Below are 17,065 nucleotides of genomic sequence, written 5' to 3'. Positions count from 1 at the left end.
CTACAAAAAGCCCCAAGCAACCCTCTGTGATCTTTGTGCCTCTTGTGGTTAAAAAACTATCGCGTCAGCAATCGAATGGAATCCCCATATTTCGGATACACCGCCAAAAGGTCATCGCGCCGACCAACCTCGAATCCTTCCCACTCGAAGCCAGGCGTCACCACGCAACTCATCAACGTCCAGCCGCATTTGCCGCCCGCCACGGGAACCCCACCGAACCATTCGCCCGGATCGAACACCAAATGCGGCGATTCGCCCTTCTCGAAATCACGCCCCAGCGTTTCCCAACGCCCCTCGACTTCCGACCCGATCCGAAACACCTCGAAGGCATCCCCATCTAGAAAGAAAAACTGTTCCACCGCATCCAAGCGGTGCAGAGCTGAAAACTCCTCCCGAGTGAAAAGCGCGTAGATCGTAGTGCAACAGGCCCGGCCCTCGCTCCGCTTTTCACCCGTATGGATTCGCCGAAACCAACCGCCCTCGTGATCCAACCGCTCCAACCCCAAACGAGCCACAATCTCCTCAACCAACATCCCATTCATAGATCATCTGTGTAAACCTGTGTCGTCTGTGGTTAAAATAACGCCCCAATCTTCCTCCCTTTAACCTTCCCCCTTCTAAAACAACTCTCCTTGATCCGGGTTCTCGAGCAAAGCGGGGCAAAACGGAGCGTAGCGTTTCCGCCAGTCGTTCAGCTTCTTCACGTAGTAGCTCGGATCGTACGGACGGTCGTTCTTCTCGTAACCATCTACCGGATACGCTCGTTGCCAATCACTCGTCTGCCCCGGTTTCTTGGGTTGGATAAAATACGAAACACGATCCCCCATGCCGACCGCTTTCTCCATTTTCAACGCGACCTCGGCCGAGGCCCGACGAGGCTTGCCCACTGTATCCATTTTCTTCTGATACGCCTCTGGGCTCTGGCTCAAGACTTCCGACTTGGCGATATCCTCCACTGCCAGCTCCTGGGCTTGGATCTTCGACTCCACCTCCATGGCTAGGCGAGCGGGATCTCCCTCGGCCGCGCCCAGCAAACTATAAATCAACTTCCAAGTCAGGTCCTTTAAAAACGGCTCCATACCGCGGGAACGCAGTCCAGAACCGCGAATCGTAACTTTTTCACCGTCGTACAATGCGTAATTTTTAGCCTTGTAGCAAAACATGGATACATACTTCCCATCGTACTCCAGCTCGATCCCCTTGGGCAGAATCTCCTGAGCCTTCGCCAGCAATGCGTCCTCGTTATCGAAATACTTGCCGGCGCAGACATAGATACCATCCGTATCGGCCTCCAGCGGCTCGCAGCCTGCCTCCCGAAAAAACTCGATGAGCGATTGCAAGATCTCGCGCCCCTTCGCTGTCACCTCCGCCGCCAAGGCCGCATCCCCAAAGCGAGCCCCCGAGAAACCGAGGTAACCATAGAACGAATTGATCAAGATCTTAAAGCTGCTCTGCCGTGCGTCGTATTCGCTAGCCAAGGACGCATCCTCCGTTTCCCGAGCCAACTTCTTGTACTTCAATCGGTACTCCCGCAAACGCTTCAGCATCGGAATAAACACCTGCAGGTGATCCCGCTTGGGATTGCGGTCGATCAAGAGCAGCAAGCTCGGATACAGCGAGGCCACGTCGAAATGCAGCACCTTTTCATAGACGCCTTCCGCAAAGCTCGCCGTGTAGCCGCCCTCGAAAGAGCTCACCTCGCCCGGCATCGGACAAGCCGCCCGAGCGTGGTAGTACTCTTCCTGGAAAACAAGATCCACCTTGCTCGCCGACCCACGCAAACAAGCCTCCTGCAAGGTCGTCGGAAACGCCTTCGCCTGTTCGAAGTAGGTAGGCAGCAGACGATCCGCCACTCCCTCCGTCTCCCGCAAGTCGTCCTTAAGGTACTCGAGGAAGGTCTCCCGATCCTCGTCGAACATGTACTGGATCTTCGACCCCTCGATATAGGTTCGTTCCTCGCCTTCCTGAGAAGTCACGCCGAAGAACTTCGCGACTTCCTTCAATCCGTAGGACATCATTTCGCGCGAAGTGATATCGAAGATTTGCACCAACAAATATGTATCCACCACCGCACGTCCCGGAATATCGCAACGCGTGTAGTCGATCATGCGCTCCGCCACTCGGATCCGCGTCTTGCGAAAAGACGCGCTTTGCCCGTAGCGGCCCCACTGTGGAGCAAGCTTAAATCGCTTCGAACGGCGATGCAGGTAATCAAGGTCGAACTTAAAGATGTTATGCCCTTCGATCACGTCCGGATCCAGATCCTGAATACGCTTGTTCAACTGCTTCAGCAACGCCCGCTCCGCCGCATCGGTCCGCTCCTCTAGGACCAGCGTTTCCACCTGTTCTCCACAACGTAGCCCGATCGCCAACACCCGATCTCCCTTGCGGGTCGGAGTGCTGAATCCGCCTTCCACCTCGCAAGCCGTTTCAATATCCAACTGCAGCCGGCGCAGGTCGGAAAACTTCATCTCATCGAAGAGGCGAAGCCGCTGTTCCATGAGAAACTGGCTTTCCAGCAAACGTATCCAATCGATGGATCCGCTACGCCCCCGCTCCTTCACGAATTGCTGGTAGCACTCCAACGAATCGAAGCGGACCAAGTGATTGTATTCGCCGTCTCCCGACAAGCGCTCGGCGACGACTCCCTCCAACTCTGCCCACTCCTTCTCTTCGCGTCCCCAAACAAAGGGGACAAACGGTCGCGTCTCGTCGCGGCGTTCCCCCGAAGCGTTCGCCCAGGTCAAATGGGCCACGCCCTCGGGACTTACCCACACACCGCAAAGAGATTCCAATACAGAGCCAGTCATGCCAAACCGTAGCGCGGTGCTTCAGCCCGCGTCCACGCAAATTACGAGGTAGATTCGACGCTCGCCTCGCGGCGTCGGAGGCGCGGAGCCACCTCATCCATCCAGCTTTCAGCTCGCCGGGTATTTCGCCATCAATCGGATATTGTCGTCGATCTCCTCCGGGCTTCGGGCGCCAATCGTCATGGCGTCCAGGTAGCCAAGGTTCTGAGCGAACTTCATGCACTCGTCCCGCTTGTCGACCAAGCCGCCCGCCCCGAATATCTTCATCCCGATCACGTTCGCCCCCCGCTCTTTGAAGCGGCGCTGCACCGGCATCACCTCCTCCGGCGTGCCGTCCATGTGCTTCCCGTATGGATTGATGCGCGTCAGGGCGATCTCCACCCAAGGCGTTTCCGCCGCCCGCTTCAAGGCCACCAAGGTATGGCACGACATGCCTAAGGCTCGGATCACGCCGCGATCCCGGTACTCCTGCAAGACTTCCAGGTAACCCGCCATATCCTCGTCCCACTCCGCGGAGGTCACGTTATGCATCAGCAAGATATCGATCGCGTCCACCCCCAGCTCCATGCGAAAGCGCTCCACTGCGGTGCGGGCGGAGCGCCGCTGCTCGTCGAGGCTCAGGCGCTTCGGGTTTTCGTCGTTGTAGCGCCACCACAGCTTGGTCAGGATCGTCACCTCCTCGCGAGGGATGAAACGCAGGGCCTCTCGGAAGTAATAATGGGTGCCGTACAAATCCGCCAAATCGAACAGGCGAATCCCCCGGTCGTAGCCGTGGCGCAAGAGGTTCACGAATCCCTCGAATCCCTGCCGCGTTTGGTCGGACTGCCGATTCCACCCATTGAACCCCGTCCCCTGGGCCAGCCGCGTGGTGGCGATCCCCGTTTTCCCGAAGGTCACCCGCGGCACTTCCGGCAGGGAGTCCTCCGGCTTCGAATAGGCGACGGAACCAATCAAAGGAGCCGCCATGGCAGCTCCCGCTACGCGACCGAGGAAATCTCTACGCTTCATAATTTTGGCGGGGTTAGGGTTAGCAATCGAGTCCCCAACGCTGACAAGTACCCCGAGCCAGCTCAACCAGAAACAACGAAGGCCCCGGGACCAAGATCCCGGAGCCTTCCAAATTGTTTAAGCGAAGCTGCCGCCTAGAACGGCTTGAAGTAGACCATGTACAGAGCCACCCCTAGGGAAATGATCAGTCCCGAAAGCACGAATCCCTTCGGCTTCTTGTACGCCATGCCGGCGAGTCCCATCAGGAAAAGCCAGGCGACCAGCTTTACGATAATCCAGCCGGCCGAATAGCTGTAGCCAAGCTTAGCGATCAAACCGAAGGCGCCTACCAAGGCGATCAGACCAACGATACCGTTGATCGCCATCATCTTCGACTTCTTATGCTTTTGCGGATTGGCGGCGATGTAGAAGATCGAGCCGCTCAGCATCAGGATCGAAAAGACGTGGATAATTGAATAGATTCTCGGGTCCATATAAGACCACCTCTACCAAGCCTTTACCGGAAAGAGCAATCTATGAATCGCTCTTCGTAAAAAAATACGCGTACCCCACCATTGTGCCGTATGCCGAAGGGGCTCATAGTCCTGTTTATATACAGGTGGGCGACCGTCAGGCAGCCTCTGCTTTCCGGTTTACGGCTTAGCATCAACTACCCTTCGAGACTCCCGTAAAAGTAAAGTAGGCGATGAGCGTTTTATCAGCACCTCGAACACCGCAGGGTACGCGAAGACCTCCGATACTCAGCGCCGCCGCCAGCGGGTCAACCCCAATGCGGACCGCCTAAAACTTTTGCCGCTTTTTTGACGCCGGCTTCCGCAGCAGCCCTCTGGCTAACCACAAGCTGACCAGCAAGTTACCGATCAGGAATCCGAGAACCAGCGGCTCGCCGAAGATTTCACCTAAGCGATATCCGCCCACGAAGGCGAGGCCTGCGCTGATCGCCAGCACCTGCCAGTCGCTGAACAGCTTCGGCTTGGAAATCGCGAAGAAGAACCCGTTCGCCAGCAGCGCCACGCCGCCCGCGACCAAGGACGCCATAGCAAACTTCGCCGCATTGTCCGGAGCGTTCTTCGACAGCGCCAGCAAGTCCATTCCCGCAAAAAGCAATTGGTTAAAAAGCAGGAATCCCCAAGCCAAGGCCACTCCCAGCTGCCAGGTCGCCGGCAAGTCCGTCTCGCCTCGCGGCAAGCGACGGGCCAAGTCGCAGCCAGCCGAGCAACAATCGTGGTTCTTGGCAGCTGTCTCGCCGCAGTGGATACAGGAATAACTGCTCATCGTCTATCGTTCGTCCTCCAAGTCTTCTTCGTCGCCACCCCAGTCGAGGCCATCGCCCTCCTCGGAGGCTTCGGGCCCCGGCGCGGCAAGCTGCGAGATGATCAACTCCTGCAGGCTGGCGAAAAGGGCGTAAGCCGCGTAGCCGATCTGCAACTCATCGGTCCACTCCAAGCCTTCGAGGTTCCCCTCCTCCAGCTGCGAATCGCCGATGGGAGCCAGCATGGTTTCGCGCAGCTTCAAACGGATCGCAGAGCAGGCGCGGATCACCTTGTCCATCTCGTCCTCCGCGATCAACGCCCGACCGCTGAGCATGAACTCGTCATCGAAAAGATTGGCGATCACCTTCAGCTCCTCCCGCTGGGAATCGAGCAAGTCGCTCTTCCAAAAGTCCTCCAGCAGCTCGTCGTCCTCCGGCAATTCCGCCGGAGTCGCCAACTCGTTCTGCAAGGCATCGAGCACGGGCTGGATGGTCTTGAGCAAGGACTCGACCAAAGCCGGATCTAGCCTGATTTCAATCTGCCTCATCACGTTCCAATATCGCGTTCAAGTGCCACTCCTGCAGCTGGTACACGTAGCCTTCCGCCTTCTCGCGATTGCCCTTCCAGACCAGCGAACGCCCCTTGTGGTGCACTTCCATCATATGCTCCTCCGCCTTGCTGCGCGACATGCGCAGCACGCGCTCGAGCACCATGGTCACATAGGACATCAGGTTCACAGGATCGTTCAGCACGATCACTCCCCACACATCGGAGAGCGCCGTTTCGTCCTTCGTCTTCGGGTCCGCCGCTGGCGAACCTACGCTAGTTACCGGTGCTACCATCAATCTAATCTAAGACCGTTCAGGACTTCGCCTTGATCCCTTCGACCAACACGGATTCCGCATCCGCGATCGCCACCTTCTGCACTTCGTCCCGGTCGCGCCACTTCATCTCGACTTCGCCGTTCTTCAAGCCGCGTCCGCCAATGGTGAGGCGCAGCGGGATGCCGATCAAATCCGCGTCCTTGAACTTAACGCCCGGACGCTCCTCGCGATCGTCGACCAGCACCGACGCGCCAGCCGCTTCCGCAGCTTCGCCGAGCTTGAGCGCCAGCGTATCCGCTTCTTCCATACCCGGATCGAGAACCGTGATGATGACCTGGTAGGGAGCGACCGACCAAGGCCAAACGATACCGTTGCCGTCGTGCTTCTGCTCGATGATCGACTGCAAGGTACGGGAAATCCCGATACCATAGCACCCCATGACCGCAGCTTGGCGATTGCCGTCCTTGTCAACGTATTGGGCGCCGTACTCCTCGTTTTCGCTGTACTTGGTGCCGAGCTTGAAAATGTGGCCCACTTCGATGGCGCGCTGGATCTCCAGCGGCTTGCCCGAAACCGGACAAGGCTCGCCGGCCTGCACCTTGCGGAAATCGCCGAAACGGTCGATGTCCAGGTCGCGGACCACGTTCACGTTCTTCAAGTGCATGGCCTTCTCGTTGGCCCCCGTCACGCCATTGCCGATCAAGCGGATCGCGTTGTCGCCAAAGATGCCGTCAAGCTTCTCGCGGTTCTTGATCGTGCCCTTCACCGCGCCCAGGCTTCCTGGATACGCGCCCATGGCTTCGAAAATCTCGTCCACGGTAGCCGGGCGAATCAGGGAATAGCCGAGAGAGCCGAGCTTGGCTTCCTCCACTTGATCGCAACCGCGAACCACCACTGCGAAGAGCTTGTCGTCGCCCACGAAGAGCAAAGTCTTGTACTGTTGGTCGGCCGGGATGTTGAAGGGCTCCTGAGCGAGCTTTTCGATCGTCTTAACGCCAGGCGTCTCGAACTTCTCGATTTCGCCAACCGCCGCCGCATCCTCGAGGTCCGCCGGCACCAAGGCGCTGGTCGCCTTCTCCACGTTCGCCGCGTAGCCGCTCTCGATGTTGTAGACCACATCGTCGTCGCCCACTTCCGCAGGTACCATGAACTCGTGCGAAAACGCGCCGCCCATCACGCCCGTGTCCGCCTCGACCGAGATGAACTTCAAGCCGCAGCGAGCGAAGAAGCGCTCGTAGGCCTTGGCTATGTTCTGGTAGGTCGCCGTCGCTTCCTCGTCCGTCGCGTCGAAGCTGTAGCCATCCTTCATGATGAACTCGCGAGCGCGCATGAGACCGTAGCGGGGCCGGATCTCGTTGCGGAACTTGGTCTGGACCTGATAAAAAGTCTTCCCCATGTCGCGGTAGCTCGTCGCTTCGCCGCCGATCAGCGGCGTGATAATTTCCTCGTGCGTCGGGCCGAGCACGAAAGTCGGCTCCTCCGGAAACTCCGCCTTTTCGCCCGCGCTGGCCACTTGGTACATAATTTCCCGCGCCGCATTCCAGCGCGGTCCAGCCTTCCAGTATTCCGCAGGCACGACCGCAGGCATCAGCAGCTCCATCGCCCCGGCCCGGTTCATCTCCTCGCAGCAAAGGCGCTTCACGTTCTCCAAGACCTTGGCCCCCAAGGGCAAGAACGCGTAAATGCCGCTCCCGATCTTACGCACCAGCCCCGCTCGCAGGAGCAGCTTGTGCGAATCGATTTCCGCTTCCGCGGGCGTTTCCTTGAGAGTTGGGATGTATAGCTTGCTCCAGTAGTCCATGGTGATAGAGGGCCCAAAAAATGCGCCGCCGCTCCACTCATACAATCCTTAAATAAAGCCGACCCATCTTCCCCGCCCCCAACCCAATCCCTCTCCCTATTTCAATCCCTTCCGCCAACCTTCCCCTTCCCCCAAAATCCTCCCGAACGCCCGGCCCTCTCCCTGCTCCGCTTTACGCAAGTTTCGTCCAACGTTATATAACTTTTGCGCACCCCGAGCTCCGCCGATTTCGGTCCACCGCCGCCCCCGCCCCATTTCGAGCTTTAACTCCCTCTCAATTCGCGCTCCCTAAGCAAGCTCATGAGCACGCCAGAGAAGCCCGAACCGAAGACCCAGTTGCCCAGCGGCATCGCCGACCGCAAGCCTTGGCCCCTGTGGCCCATCGCGCTCACCATCGTCCTCTTCATGGGCGTCTACACTTGGATCAACCTCGAATACCGCAAGGACGGCAAAGCCTTCGAACCCTTCCAGGCCATGATGGACCGCAAAAACGCCATCGTGGAGAAAAACTTCTACGAGTGGTACAGCATCAAGACCGACCGCGCCACCGAAGCGGTCGAGATCGCCTCGCCCGCCCGCTCCACTTCCCGTGCCTATCCGGACGCCCTCGACCTAGTCATTCCCGAGCAACTCAAGTACTACATGGCCGGCAAGCCCGTCCTCGTCCCCGGCTTTCTCAAGACCGAGTCCCCCGACACCCTCACCCCTGGCGAGCCGCTCCCCATCCGCGTCCACGTCCCAGCCCCGCTGGCTGAACACGAGCTGCTTCACCTACTCAGCTTCTACAAGGATGGCGAACTCTACATCCTCGCCACCCTCTACGCCGAAAAGATGGAGGACGTCGACCCCAGCCTCCTCGTGGGCGAACCCACTCCCGCCACCTTCCTAATCCCCACCGATCCCATGGCAGCCGAAACCATATCGGTCAGCTTCGTGAACCAGGACCGCCTCGCCCAGTGGCAGATCACCAACCTCGATCCCAGCAAGGCCACCGTCGAAGAGGAGCAAGACGCCGGACCGCCCGCTCCGAACGCGAAGTAGCCCATCCCACTCTCCGCTTGCTTCCCCTCCTGCATTGGCTTGAATACGACTACCTTACGAATCATGGACGCAAGCGAGAGCGAACAGACCATCAAGCCGACCGACCTGCGCGGCATCCTTAACTACGTACCCAGATTTCTGGGACAAACCTTCGTAGTCGCACTCGACGGATCCATCATCGAGAGCGACAACCTGCCCAACCTGCTGCTCGACATCGCCGTCCTGCGCAGCCTGCAGATCAACGTCGTAATCGTGCACGGCATCGGCAAGCAACTGGCCGACCTCTCCTCCGCGCGCTCCATCACCCCGAGCAACACCGACGGCAGCGGAGCCACCGACGGCCCCACCCTCGACCTCGCCATCCGCGCCTCCTCCCGCGTCTCGCACCAGATCCTCGAAGCCCTCACCAAGGCCAAACTCAAGTGCGCCATCACCAATTCCGTCAAAGCCAAGCCAGTCGGCATCCTCAAAGGAGTCGACCTACTCAACACCGGCAAAACCGACCAGATCGACTCTGACTTCCTCGGCCACCTCATCGCCAAGAGCATTATCCCGATCATCCAGCCCATCGGCTTCGATCGCAACGGGCACACCTTGCGCATCAATTCGGACGCCCTCGCCGTCGACACCGCCATCGCCCTCGGAGCCACCAAAATCCTCTTCCTCTCCGAGGAGAACGGCTTCAGCCAAGGCGGGCGTCTCACCCAGCAAATCCCCGTCGCCGAGCTGGAAAACTTCATCGCCAGCGCCGACTTCAAATCCCTTTCTCCTGCCATGCAGAGCAAGGCCCACCAAGCCCTGCGCGGCGTGAAGGCCGAAATCTCCCGCATCCACATCCTCGACGGCCGCATCCACGACGGACTCGTACGGGAAGTATTTTCCAACGAAGGCGTCGGAACTCTCATCTACGGAAACGAATACCAACAGATACGCCGCGCCACCCGCGACGAGGTCCCACTCGTGTACCACCTCACCCGCAGCGGCGTCGCCCGCGAAGAGCTGGTCGAGCGCTCCATGGCGTCCATCGAGGAAAAGATCCACCACTACTACGTATACGAAGTGGACGGAAACATCATGGCCTGCGTGCTGCTCGACCGTTTCGAGGAGGACCCGGAGCTGCGCGAGGTCAGCTCCCTCTTCGTGCACCCCTTCTACCAACGCCAAGGTATCGGCCGAAAGCTCGTGCGCTTCGCCTGCCAGCTGGCCGAACAAGAAGGAGCTCGCCGCGTCATCGCCCTATCGACGCAAACGCAAAACTTCTTCACCAGCCTGCTCGGCTTCGAAGAAGCGAGTCCCTCCATCCTGCCTCCCAGCAGACGGGCTAGCTACGACGCCAACCAGCGCCAGTCCAGAGTCCTGCTCAAAACCTTCGCCTAACGCACTGCGGAGGGTTCGCGACGCGCCTGCGTAGCGAGCCTTGCGATCACCGACCCGCTAGTCCAAATGCTTGGACGCGGCCGAGTCGATCCTCAGGCGGGCCAGCTTGCGCAGCTGCTCGTCGTTGGCCTTGCGAATCGCCGTCTCGAAGAGCTCATCCTCAGCCGACTTTTCGTTGATGCTACGCCCCAGACCGTTCAAGCCGATCATCGCGTCGCGGGAAAGGCCCGAGGCAAAAGCGCCGCCGAGCAACTGTTCGAAATTCTTAGCCTTCATAGTAACGATTGGTTCCCCATACATCGGATTCCCGCTTGCCCTCTTTAGGGGCTCGCCTTGCATCCGATAAGTCGTTTCCTCCTTTTTACAAAATATGCCAGCCAAGATCCGTATCGTCTCCGATCTCCACGTCGGCCACAAAGCCAGCGTCATCGACGAATTGCGGGCGCTTGCCCCCCTCGCAGAAGGCATTGACTGGCTGATCTTTAACGGCGACACACTCGAGCTCAAGTACGGGGATCTCGACATCGCGCACTACGACGCGAGCCGGGAAAAGAAACGCTTCGACGAGGAAGCTTCTAAATGGGGCTGCCGCATCAGCATCATCACCGGCAACCACGACCCCGAAATCTCCGATATCCATTCCCTCAGCCTCCTCGAAGGCAAGGTCTTCATCACCCACGGAGATGGCCTCTTCCCCGACATCGCCCCCTGGAGCTCGAACATCGAAAACCTCCGCAAGCACGCCTCCATCATCGATGCGCAGGCCACCGGAAGCACCCAGCAAGACCTGCACGACTACCTCCAGCTCCACAAGGAAGTCACCATCCGCGCCCACAAGGACGACAAAAAGTACAATCCCACCCTTTGGGGAAAACTGAAGATTTTCCTCCACCAGACTTGGCCCCCCACCACCCCCTTTCGCATCCTCAAGGCCTGGGGCGAAGTCCCCGAGCGCGCCCTTTCGCTCACGAAGCGATTCGGCCTGACCCCTAAGGTCATCGTAGTCGGCCATACCCACAATCCCGGCATTTGGAAACGCGGAGAGCAAACCGTCGTCAACCTCGGCTCCTACTTTCCCTGGCCCGGAGCCCGCTGCATAGACATCGAAGGGAACGAGCTACGCGTCCGCAAAATTCGCAAGAATCAGAACGCGATCGAAATCGGCCGTACCCTCGCCACCTTTCATATTTAAGCTCCCGGCGAGGGAAAAGCCCTAGCGTTTGGGTAAACGATCCCAAAGGCAGCTAGGAAATAAAAGCCGCGGGAATGCGGGAAATTGGGCTAAATCCGCCCTTATACAGTAAGTTTTTTGCGGAGTGATCCGATGAGGAATAGGCGCCCTACGCGCGGATTCAGTTAACATCGATCGATCACAGCATATGAGCTTCCGCTTCCACCACTCAGGAGATTCCTCTACCCCCACAGCCTACGAACTCTCCAACGGCCAGTCCCTCGACTTCAACGCCGGCGATTCGCTGAAACTCACCAACCCCGAAGAGATCGCCGACATGGTCCCCCAAGGGCAAGACGTGCTCGTGATGACCAAGGACGGCTCGTCCTACCTCCTCAAGAACTTCCTCCTCGCCGAAAGCACCGAGCTCGAGCTCCCAGACGGGACCACCATCACCGCCGACAACTTCCAAAATTCGCTCGACGACGCATCCGCCGAGCAGGACGCCAGCGGACTCCGCGGCATCAACTTCGAGCCCGACGACGCATCCGGCAACGTCGTCCTGCAAAGCGTCACCCTCCTTTCCATCATCAGCGCCCTTTCCCAAAACACCTCCGCCTTCGACGGATTCAAGTTGAACGAGGACGGCGAGGAAAATCCAGAGCTTCGAAACTACTTCCAAACCCTCACCCTCGCAGCCATGGGCAAGCTCGAGAGCCAGGAAGAGCAAGCCCACACCGCCCAAAACACTCCCCAGGAAGAACAGTTCACCTCCTTCCGCAGCGCCCAAGGCCCGCAGGTACAAAACCAAGCCAGCGCCCAAGCGAAGGCCACCGCTGATTCCGAAAACGGAAACACCCGCTCCGTCACCGTCGACGTGAGCGACACCCTCGACACCGACTTCCTCGACCTCACCCGATTCCGGGTCAACGCCGTCGTCGTCGATGAGGAAGGCAACGTCGTAGACTCGGAAACCATCGTCGACGAAGAAAACGGCACCGTCGAAGTCGTCGTCGATATCGGCGAGGAGGACGCCGGCAAGCAGGTCGAGATCGACGTCGTCGTCACCGACCCGACCGAAGAAGACAAGGTCATCGACCGCAGCGAGCTCACAGTCGTCCTGCCAGACCCTTTCAACAACGAAAACGTCACCCTCTCCCTCTCCGGAAACGACGTGCTCGAAAACGAAGCCGGTTACACCATCGGCTCCCTCGAAGCCCTCGGCTCCGAAAAGGAAATCGAAGGCCCCTTCACCTACAGCATCCTATCCGACCCGTCCGGCCTCTTCGAAATCGAAGGCTCCAACCTCAAGCTCAAGGACGGCACCTCCATCGACTTCGAAACCGCCCCCGAAAGCTACGGGCTCACCCTCCGCATTGAAAACGAAGAAGGCACCCAGATCGACCGGGCCCTCACCCTCAAGCCAGCCGACGCCAACGACGCTCCCGAAATCGCCGCAGTCGACCTCTCCGGAACCGAGGACGCCAGCATCTCCTTCGAACGCGAAACCTTCGAGCAAGCCTTCTCCGACGTAGACGGCGACGATACCCTGCAGTCCGTCCGCATCGATTCCCTTCCCGAAAACGGAAGCCTCACCCTAGCGGGCGAAACCATCGAGCTCGGCCAAACAATTTCCGTCGACCAACTCCCAAACGTGGCCTTCCAGCCCAACGAAAACTGGAACGGACACACCGACTTCCAGTGGTCCGGTTTCGACGGCGCCGACTGGTCCGCCCAAGCCGCCACCGTCTCTATTGATATAGAGAACATCAACGACGCGCCCGTCGCCACCTTCTCCGTTGCCGCCCAAACTGCCAACGAAGACGCCGCCTTCTCCTTCACCCTACCCGAAAACCTTTTCTCGGACATCGATGCCGGCGATACCCTCACGCTCAGCGCCCAGCTCCCCAGCTGGTTGAGCTTCAACGCCGAAACCGGAGAAATCACTGGCGTTCCCTCCTACCAGAACGTCGGAGAACACCGTATCCAGATCACCGCTACAGACTCCAGCGGGGAGCAAGCCACCACCAGTTTCACCCTCGAGATCGAAAACGTAAACGACCGCCCGACCTTTACCCAGATCCAAGACGTATCCATCAGCGAATACGATCTCATCGACATCGACGCCGGCGCCTCCTTCTCCGACGAAGACGGCGAATTCGGAGACAGCCTCACCTACGCTGCCACCCTCGCCGACGGCAGCGAACTTCCTGACTGGATCAGCATCGACGCAGCGACCGGCAAGCTCACCGGCACTCCTCCCCAGGGCCAAGACTCCGACATCGAAATCAAGGTCAGCGCCACCGACACCGCCGGAGAAAGCGTATCCAATACCTTCTCCCTGCACGTCGAAAACCAAAACGACGCGCCTGAGCTCGACTCCCCTATCGCCGACCAAAGCGCCGACGAGGACAGCAGCTTCTCCTTCAACATCGCCAACAACTTCAGCGACAGCGACCTCGCCGACCAGCTCACCTACACCGCTACCTTGCCCGACGGATCCGAGCTTCCAGATTGGCTATCCTTCGATTCCGCCACCGGACAGTTCTCCGGAACGCCAGGCAACGACGATGTCGGCATGCTCACCATCCAGGTCACTGCCAGCGACGGCTCCAAAAGCGCCGACGACTTCTTCGCGATCATGGTGGAGAACACCAACGACAAGCCCGTCGCCACCGCCATCGTCGACCAGGCGATTGCAGAAGACAGCGGCTTCTCCCTAGACGTCTCAGACGCCTTCTCGGACGTCGACGCTGGCGATACGCTTACCTACTCAGCCACCCAGATGAACGGCAGCGAACTGCCGGAATGGCTCACGTTCGACGAAACCACAGGTAAATTCTCAGGCACTCCCGACAACGACGACGTCGGCTCCCTCTCTATTCTCGTTGTCGCGTCCGATGGGACCGAAAACGCGAACGCCATCTTCTCCATCGAAGTCGAGAACACCAACGACGGTCCTGTCGCAACCTTCATCCCCGAACAAACTGCCACCGAAGACGCCCCTTTCCTTTTTGACGCCTCAGACGCTTTCAGCGACGTCGATGCAGGCGATGAGCTAACGTACTCCGCCACCCTTGCAGACGGCAGCGAACTGCCCGAATGGCTCAGCATCAATCCTCTGACAGGCGAACTCTCGGGCAACCCAGAAAACGCGCACGTCGGCGAACTGCAGCTCACCGTCTCCGCGAGCGACGGCCAAGAAACCGCATCCGCGAGCCTTCACCTCAGCGTCGAGAATACTAACGACGGCCCCGTCGTCTCCGCCGGAATCGAAGACCTATCCACCGCAGAAGACGCCGCCTTTTCACTCGACGTCTCATCCAACTTCGGCGACCCCGACTTCTTCGATACACTCAGTTTCTCCGCAACCCTAGAAGACGGATCCCCCCTTCCAGATTGGCTCAGCTTCGATCCCTTCACTGCCTCATTCAGCGGAACGCCAAGAAACGCTGACGTCGGCAGCCTATCCGTCCGTGTCGTCGCCGACGATGGCGAAGCCGCCATATCGGACGTATTCACCCTCGAAGTACAAAATACCAACGACGGCCCCGTTGTCACCACGGACTTCACCCCGATCAACACAGATGAGGACAGCGCCTTCTCCTTCGACGCCGCATCCCACTTCAGCGACATCGACACTGGTGACACCCTCACTTACTCAGCCAAGCTTTCCGACGGCTCCGATCTGCCAGACTGGATATCCATCGACCCTATCACCGGAGAACTCTCCGGAATCCCCGACAACAGCGACGTAGGAAAAATCCGTATCCAAGTCACTGCGACCGACGAAAGCGGAGAAAGCGCAAGCGGCACCTTTACCCTAGAAGTCGTCAACACCAACGACGGTCCATTAGCTCGCCCCATTTCCGACCAAGCAGTTTCAGAGGACGCGACCTTCAACCTAGATGTCCTAGACAGGTTTTCCGATCTCGATTCAGACGACAACCTCACTTTAGATGCCACGCTTGAAGATGGATCGCCCCTACCGACTTGGCTAGAATTCGATGCCGAAACCGGCACCTTCTCCGGCACTCCAGAGAACGGCGACGTAGGTGCCCTTTCAATCAACGTCACAGCTACAGACGAAAGCGGATCCACCGTAACCAAGAACTTCGGTATTCAAATCCTAAACACAAACGATGGTCCCATCGCATCGGAAATCGAAGATGCGACCGCAAGCGAGGATGCGGAATTCACCCTCGATGTTTCAGGCAGTTTCTCCGACGTAGACCAAGGCGATTCACTCACCTTTTCTGCCCGTCTAGAAAATGGTGATCCGCTCCCTAGCTGGCTCAGCTTCAATTCAGAAACCGGCAGCTTCTCAGGCACCCCGACCAATGCCGACGTATCGGACCTACAAGTCACCGTCACTGCGAGCGACGGCTCCCTCGACGCCAGCCAAACCTTCACCATCGCCGTACAAAACACCAATGACGGTCCCACTCTCGTTGCGAATCTAGCCGACCGCTCGATCGAAGAAGACTCACCGTTCTCCCTGGACGCTTCCAGCAACTTCGCCGATGTCGACCTCGGCGATACGCTCTCCTATTCCGCAACGCTGGAAGATGGCTCTGCCTTGCCTGCCTGGCTCTCCATCAACGAAACAACCGGAGAACTCTCCGGTACACCAGAAAACGGAGACGTGGGTACCATATCGGTAACCGTTACCGCCACCGACACCTCCGGATCATCCGTATCAGACACCCTTAGTATCCAGGTTGAAAATACAAACGACGGTCCCGTCGCCTCCCAAATCGACGACCAATCCGCACACGAGGATTCGACCTTTACCCTCGACGCGTCCACCGCTTTCCACGACGTCGACACCGGCGACACGCTCTCCTACTCAGCTACGCTCGAGAACGGCGATCCGCTCCCCTCATGGCTCTCCATCGATTCGATTACAGGAGAGCTTTCCGGAACGCCTGAAAACGAAGACGTCGGACAAATCTCCGTCAAAATCATCGCATCCGATGGTGTAGAAAGCGCCTCCTCAGCTTTCACGATCGAAGTCGTAAACACAAACGACGGCCCCACCGCGTCTGCAATTAACGACCAATCCGTTGAAGAAGATTCCAGCTTCAACCTAGATGTTTCGAGCAATTTTTCCGACATCGATCCCGGAGACGAACTCGTCTACGAAGCGACCCTCGAAAACGGTGATCCGCTTCCCGCATGGCTGTCCTTCGACGAGGACACCGGTGTCTTTTCTGGCACTCCCGAAAACGGCGATGTCGGCGAGCTCGCAATCACAGTCATCGCATCGGACGGCGAATCCATTGCGGAATCCAGCTTCAGCATCCAAGTTTCGAATACCAACGACGGTCCGACCGTCTCGGTAATCGCCGACCAAAGCGTCGAAGAGGACTCAGCCTTCAGTCTAGACGCATCCGCGAACTTCTCCGACGCTGACGCAGGCGACATCCTCACCTACTCCGCGACCCTCGAAAACGGCGATCCCCTGCCAAGCTGGCTCTCCATCGACGCAGAAACCGGCCTGATCTCAGGCACTCCAGAAAACGGCGACGTCGGCAACATCTCCGTCACCGTGACCGCTACTGACGAAGCTGGCTCGAGCGCATCCGACACTTTCAGTATTCAAGTTGAGAATACAAACGACGGACCCACGGTGTCCTCAACCAAAGGCGAAACGCTATGGCAAGAGGACTTCTCCGGCTTGAGCGACGGATCGAAGTCGGACGCAGGCGACTCCGCGTGGACTACCGACGATTCCGCAGCCACAGCTACGCCCAACCACGGCGTAGCGGACGAAGCCT

At 58.6% G+C, this 17,065-nt stretch carries 13 protein-coding genes and 1 other RNA gene; 4 read left to right on the top strand and 10 right to left on the bottom strand.

Annotated elements, in window-relative coordinates:
* Positions 1 to 56: 56 nt before the first annotated feature.
* The 9 genes from QEH57_RS19970 to QEH57_RS19930 all read right to left on the bottom strand — a co-directional run bounded on the left by QEH57_RS19970 (position 57) and on the right by QEH57_RS19930 (position 7,696).
* Positions 57 to 542: a cupin domain-containing protein gene (locus QEH57_RS19970; protein WP_309008557.1), complete on the bottom strand. Its 486-nt coding sequence runs from the start codon at positions 540 to 542 to the stop codon at positions 57 to 59.
* Between the two features lie 75 nt (positions 543 to 617).
* Entirely contained in the window at positions 618 to 2,810 is a 2,193-nt protein-coding gene (locus QEH57_RS19965; protein WP_309008556.1) for a DNA polymerase domain-containing protein, read from the bottom strand.
* 108 nt (positions 2,811 to 2,918) lie between these two features.
* Positions 2,919 to 3,818: an aldo/keto reductase gene (locus tag QEH57_RS19960; RefSeq protein WP_309008555.1), complete on the bottom strand. Its 900-nt coding sequence runs from the start codon at positions 3,816 to 3,818 to the stop codon at positions 2,919 to 2,921.
* A gap of 134 nt (positions 3,819 to 3,952) precedes the next feature.
* Entirely contained in the window at positions 3,953 to 4,291 is a 339-nt protein-coding gene (locus tag QEH57_RS19955) for a hypothetical protein (RefSeq protein WP_309008554.1), read from the bottom strand.
* Between the two features lie 68 nt (positions 4,292 to 4,359).
* Positions 4,360 to 4,542, bottom strand: a non-coding RNA gene (gene ssrS, locus QEH57_RS19950) — 6S RNA.
* Between the two features lie 56 nt (positions 4,543 to 4,598).
* Positions 4,599 to 5,093 (bottom strand): hypothetical protein, encoded by a 495-nt coding sequence (locus tag QEH57_RS19945; protein ID WP_309008553.1) that lies wholly within the window; start codon positions 5,091 to 5,093, stop codon positions 4,599 to 4,601.
* A 3-nt stretch (positions 5,094 to 5,096) separates the two neighbouring features.
* Positions 5,097 to 5,618 carry a hypothetical protein gene (locus tag QEH57_RS19940; protein ID WP_309008552.1) on the bottom strand — a complete coding sequence of 174 codons (522 nt, stop codon included), beginning with the start codon at positions 5,616 to 5,618 and terminating at the stop codon, positions 5,097 to 5,099.
* Positions 5,605 to 5,913, bottom strand: coding sequence for an ATP-dependent Clp protease adaptor ClpS (locus QEH57_RS19935; protein ID WP_309008551.1), 309 nt, complete (start codon positions 5,911 to 5,913; stop codon positions 5,605 to 5,607). The genes QEH57_RS19940 and QEH57_RS19935 overlap by 14 nt, the downstream gene beginning before the upstream one ends.
* Positions 5,914 to 5,932: 19 nt before the next feature.
* A complete protein-coding gene (locus QEH57_RS19930) occupies positions 5,933 to 7,696 on the bottom strand; it encodes a proline--tRNA ligase (protein ID WP_309008550.1) in 1,764 nt (587 codons plus the stop codon).
* 300 nt (positions 7,697 to 7,996) lie between these two features.
* Here QEH57_RS19930 and QEH57_RS19925 point away from each other — a divergent pair, with 300 nt between their 5' ends.
* Complete coding sequence (locus QEH57_RS19925) at positions 7,997 to 8,737, top strand: hypothetical protein (protein WP_309008549.1); 741 nt, start codon at positions 7,997 to 7,999, stop codon at positions 8,735 to 8,737.
* A gap of 63 nt (positions 8,738 to 8,800) precedes the next feature.
* The gene (gene argA / locus QEH57_RS19920; RefSeq protein ID WP_309008548.1) at positions 8,801 to 10,114 is read left to right on the top strand and encodes an amino-acid N-acetyltransferase; all 1,314 of its coding nucleotides are present in this window, start codon (positions 8,801 to 8,803) and stop codon (positions 10,112 to 10,114) included.
* Positions 10,115 to 10,171: 57 nt separating this feature from the next.
* Here the strand turns inward: argA and QEH57_RS19915 are convergent, their stop codons facing one another.
* Positions 10,172 to 10,390 (bottom strand): hypothetical protein, encoded by a 219-nt coding sequence (locus tag QEH57_RS19915; RefSeq protein ID WP_309008547.1) that lies wholly within the window; start codon positions 10,388 to 10,390, stop codon positions 10,172 to 10,174.
* Between the two features lie 94 nt (positions 10,391 to 10,484).
* On the opposite strand from QEH57_RS19915, the gene QEH57_RS19910 reads away from it, so the two are divergent.
* Positions 10,485 to 11,306 carry a metallophosphoesterase family protein gene (locus QEH57_RS19910; protein WP_309008546.1) on the top strand — a complete coding sequence of 274 codons (822 nt, stop codon included), beginning with the start codon at positions 10,485 to 10,487 and terminating at the stop codon, positions 11,304 to 11,306.
* Between the two features lie 187 nt (positions 11,307 to 11,493).
* Positions 11,494 to 17,065: putative Ig domain-containing protein (locus QEH57_RS19905; RefSeq protein ID WP_309008545.1), on the top strand; the 5,572-nt coding region annotated here is incomplete at its 3' end.

The sequence above is a fragment of the Pelagicoccus sp. SDUM812005 genome (assembly GCF_031127875.1).
GTDB lineage: Bacteria > Verrucomicrobiota > Verrucomicrobiia > Opitutales > Opitutaceae > Pelagicoccus.
This window is presented reverse-complemented; position numbering and strand designations above follow the sequence as displayed.

What these genes read in the sequence shown, in the direction of transcription:
- QEH57_RS19910 (WP_309008546.1), top strand. Translation starts at nt 10,485, where the DNA reads ATGCCAGCCAAGATCCGTATCGTCTCCGATCTCCACGTCGGCCACAAA.
- QEH57_RS19935 (WP_309008551.1), bottom strand. Translation starts at nt 5,913, where the DNA reads ATGGTAGCACCGGTAACTAGCGTAGGTTCGCCAGCGGCGGACCCGAAG.
- QEH57_RS19940 (WP_309008552.1), bottom strand. Translation starts at nt 5,618, where the DNA reads ATGAGGCAGATTGAAATCAGGCTAGATCCGGCTTTGGTCGAGTCCTTG.
- QEH57_RS19930 (WP_309008550.1), bottom strand. Translation starts at nt 7,696, where the DNA reads ATGGACTACTGGAGCAAGCTATACATCCCAACTCTCAAGGAAACGCCC.
- QEH57_RS19955 (WP_309008554.1), bottom strand. Translation starts at nt 4,291, where the DNA reads ATGGACCCGAGAATCTATTCAATTATCCACGTCTTTTCGATCCTGATG.
- QEH57_RS19965 (WP_309008556.1), bottom strand. Translation starts at nt 2,810, where the DNA reads ATGACTGGCTCTGTATTGGAATCTCTTTGCGGTGTGTGGGTAAGTCCC.
- QEH57_RS19925 (WP_309008549.1), top strand. Translation starts at nt 7,997, where the DNA reads ATGAGCACGCCAGAGAAGCCCGAACCGAAGACCCAGTTGCCCAGCGGC.
- QEH57_RS19960 (WP_309008555.1), bottom strand. Translation starts at nt 3,818, where the DNA reads ATGAAGCGTAGAGATTTCCTCGGTCGCGTAGCGGGAGCTGCCATGGCG.
- QEH57_RS19945 (WP_309008553.1), bottom strand. Translation starts at nt 5,093, where the DNA reads ATGAGCAGTTATTCCTGTATCCACTGCGGCGAGACAGCTGCCAAGAAC.
- argA (WP_309008548.1), top strand. Translation starts at nt 8,801, where the DNA reads ATGGACGCAAGCGAGAGCGAACAGACCATCAAGCCGACCGACCTGCGC.
- QEH57_RS19970 (WP_309008557.1), bottom strand. Translation starts at nt 542, where the DNA reads ATGAATGGGATGTTGGTTGAGGAGATTGTGGCTCGTTTGGGGTTGGAG.
- QEH57_RS19915 (WP_309008547.1), bottom strand. Translation starts at nt 10,390, where the DNA reads ATGAAGGCTAAGAATTTCGAACAGTTGCTCGGCGGCGCTTTTGCCTCG.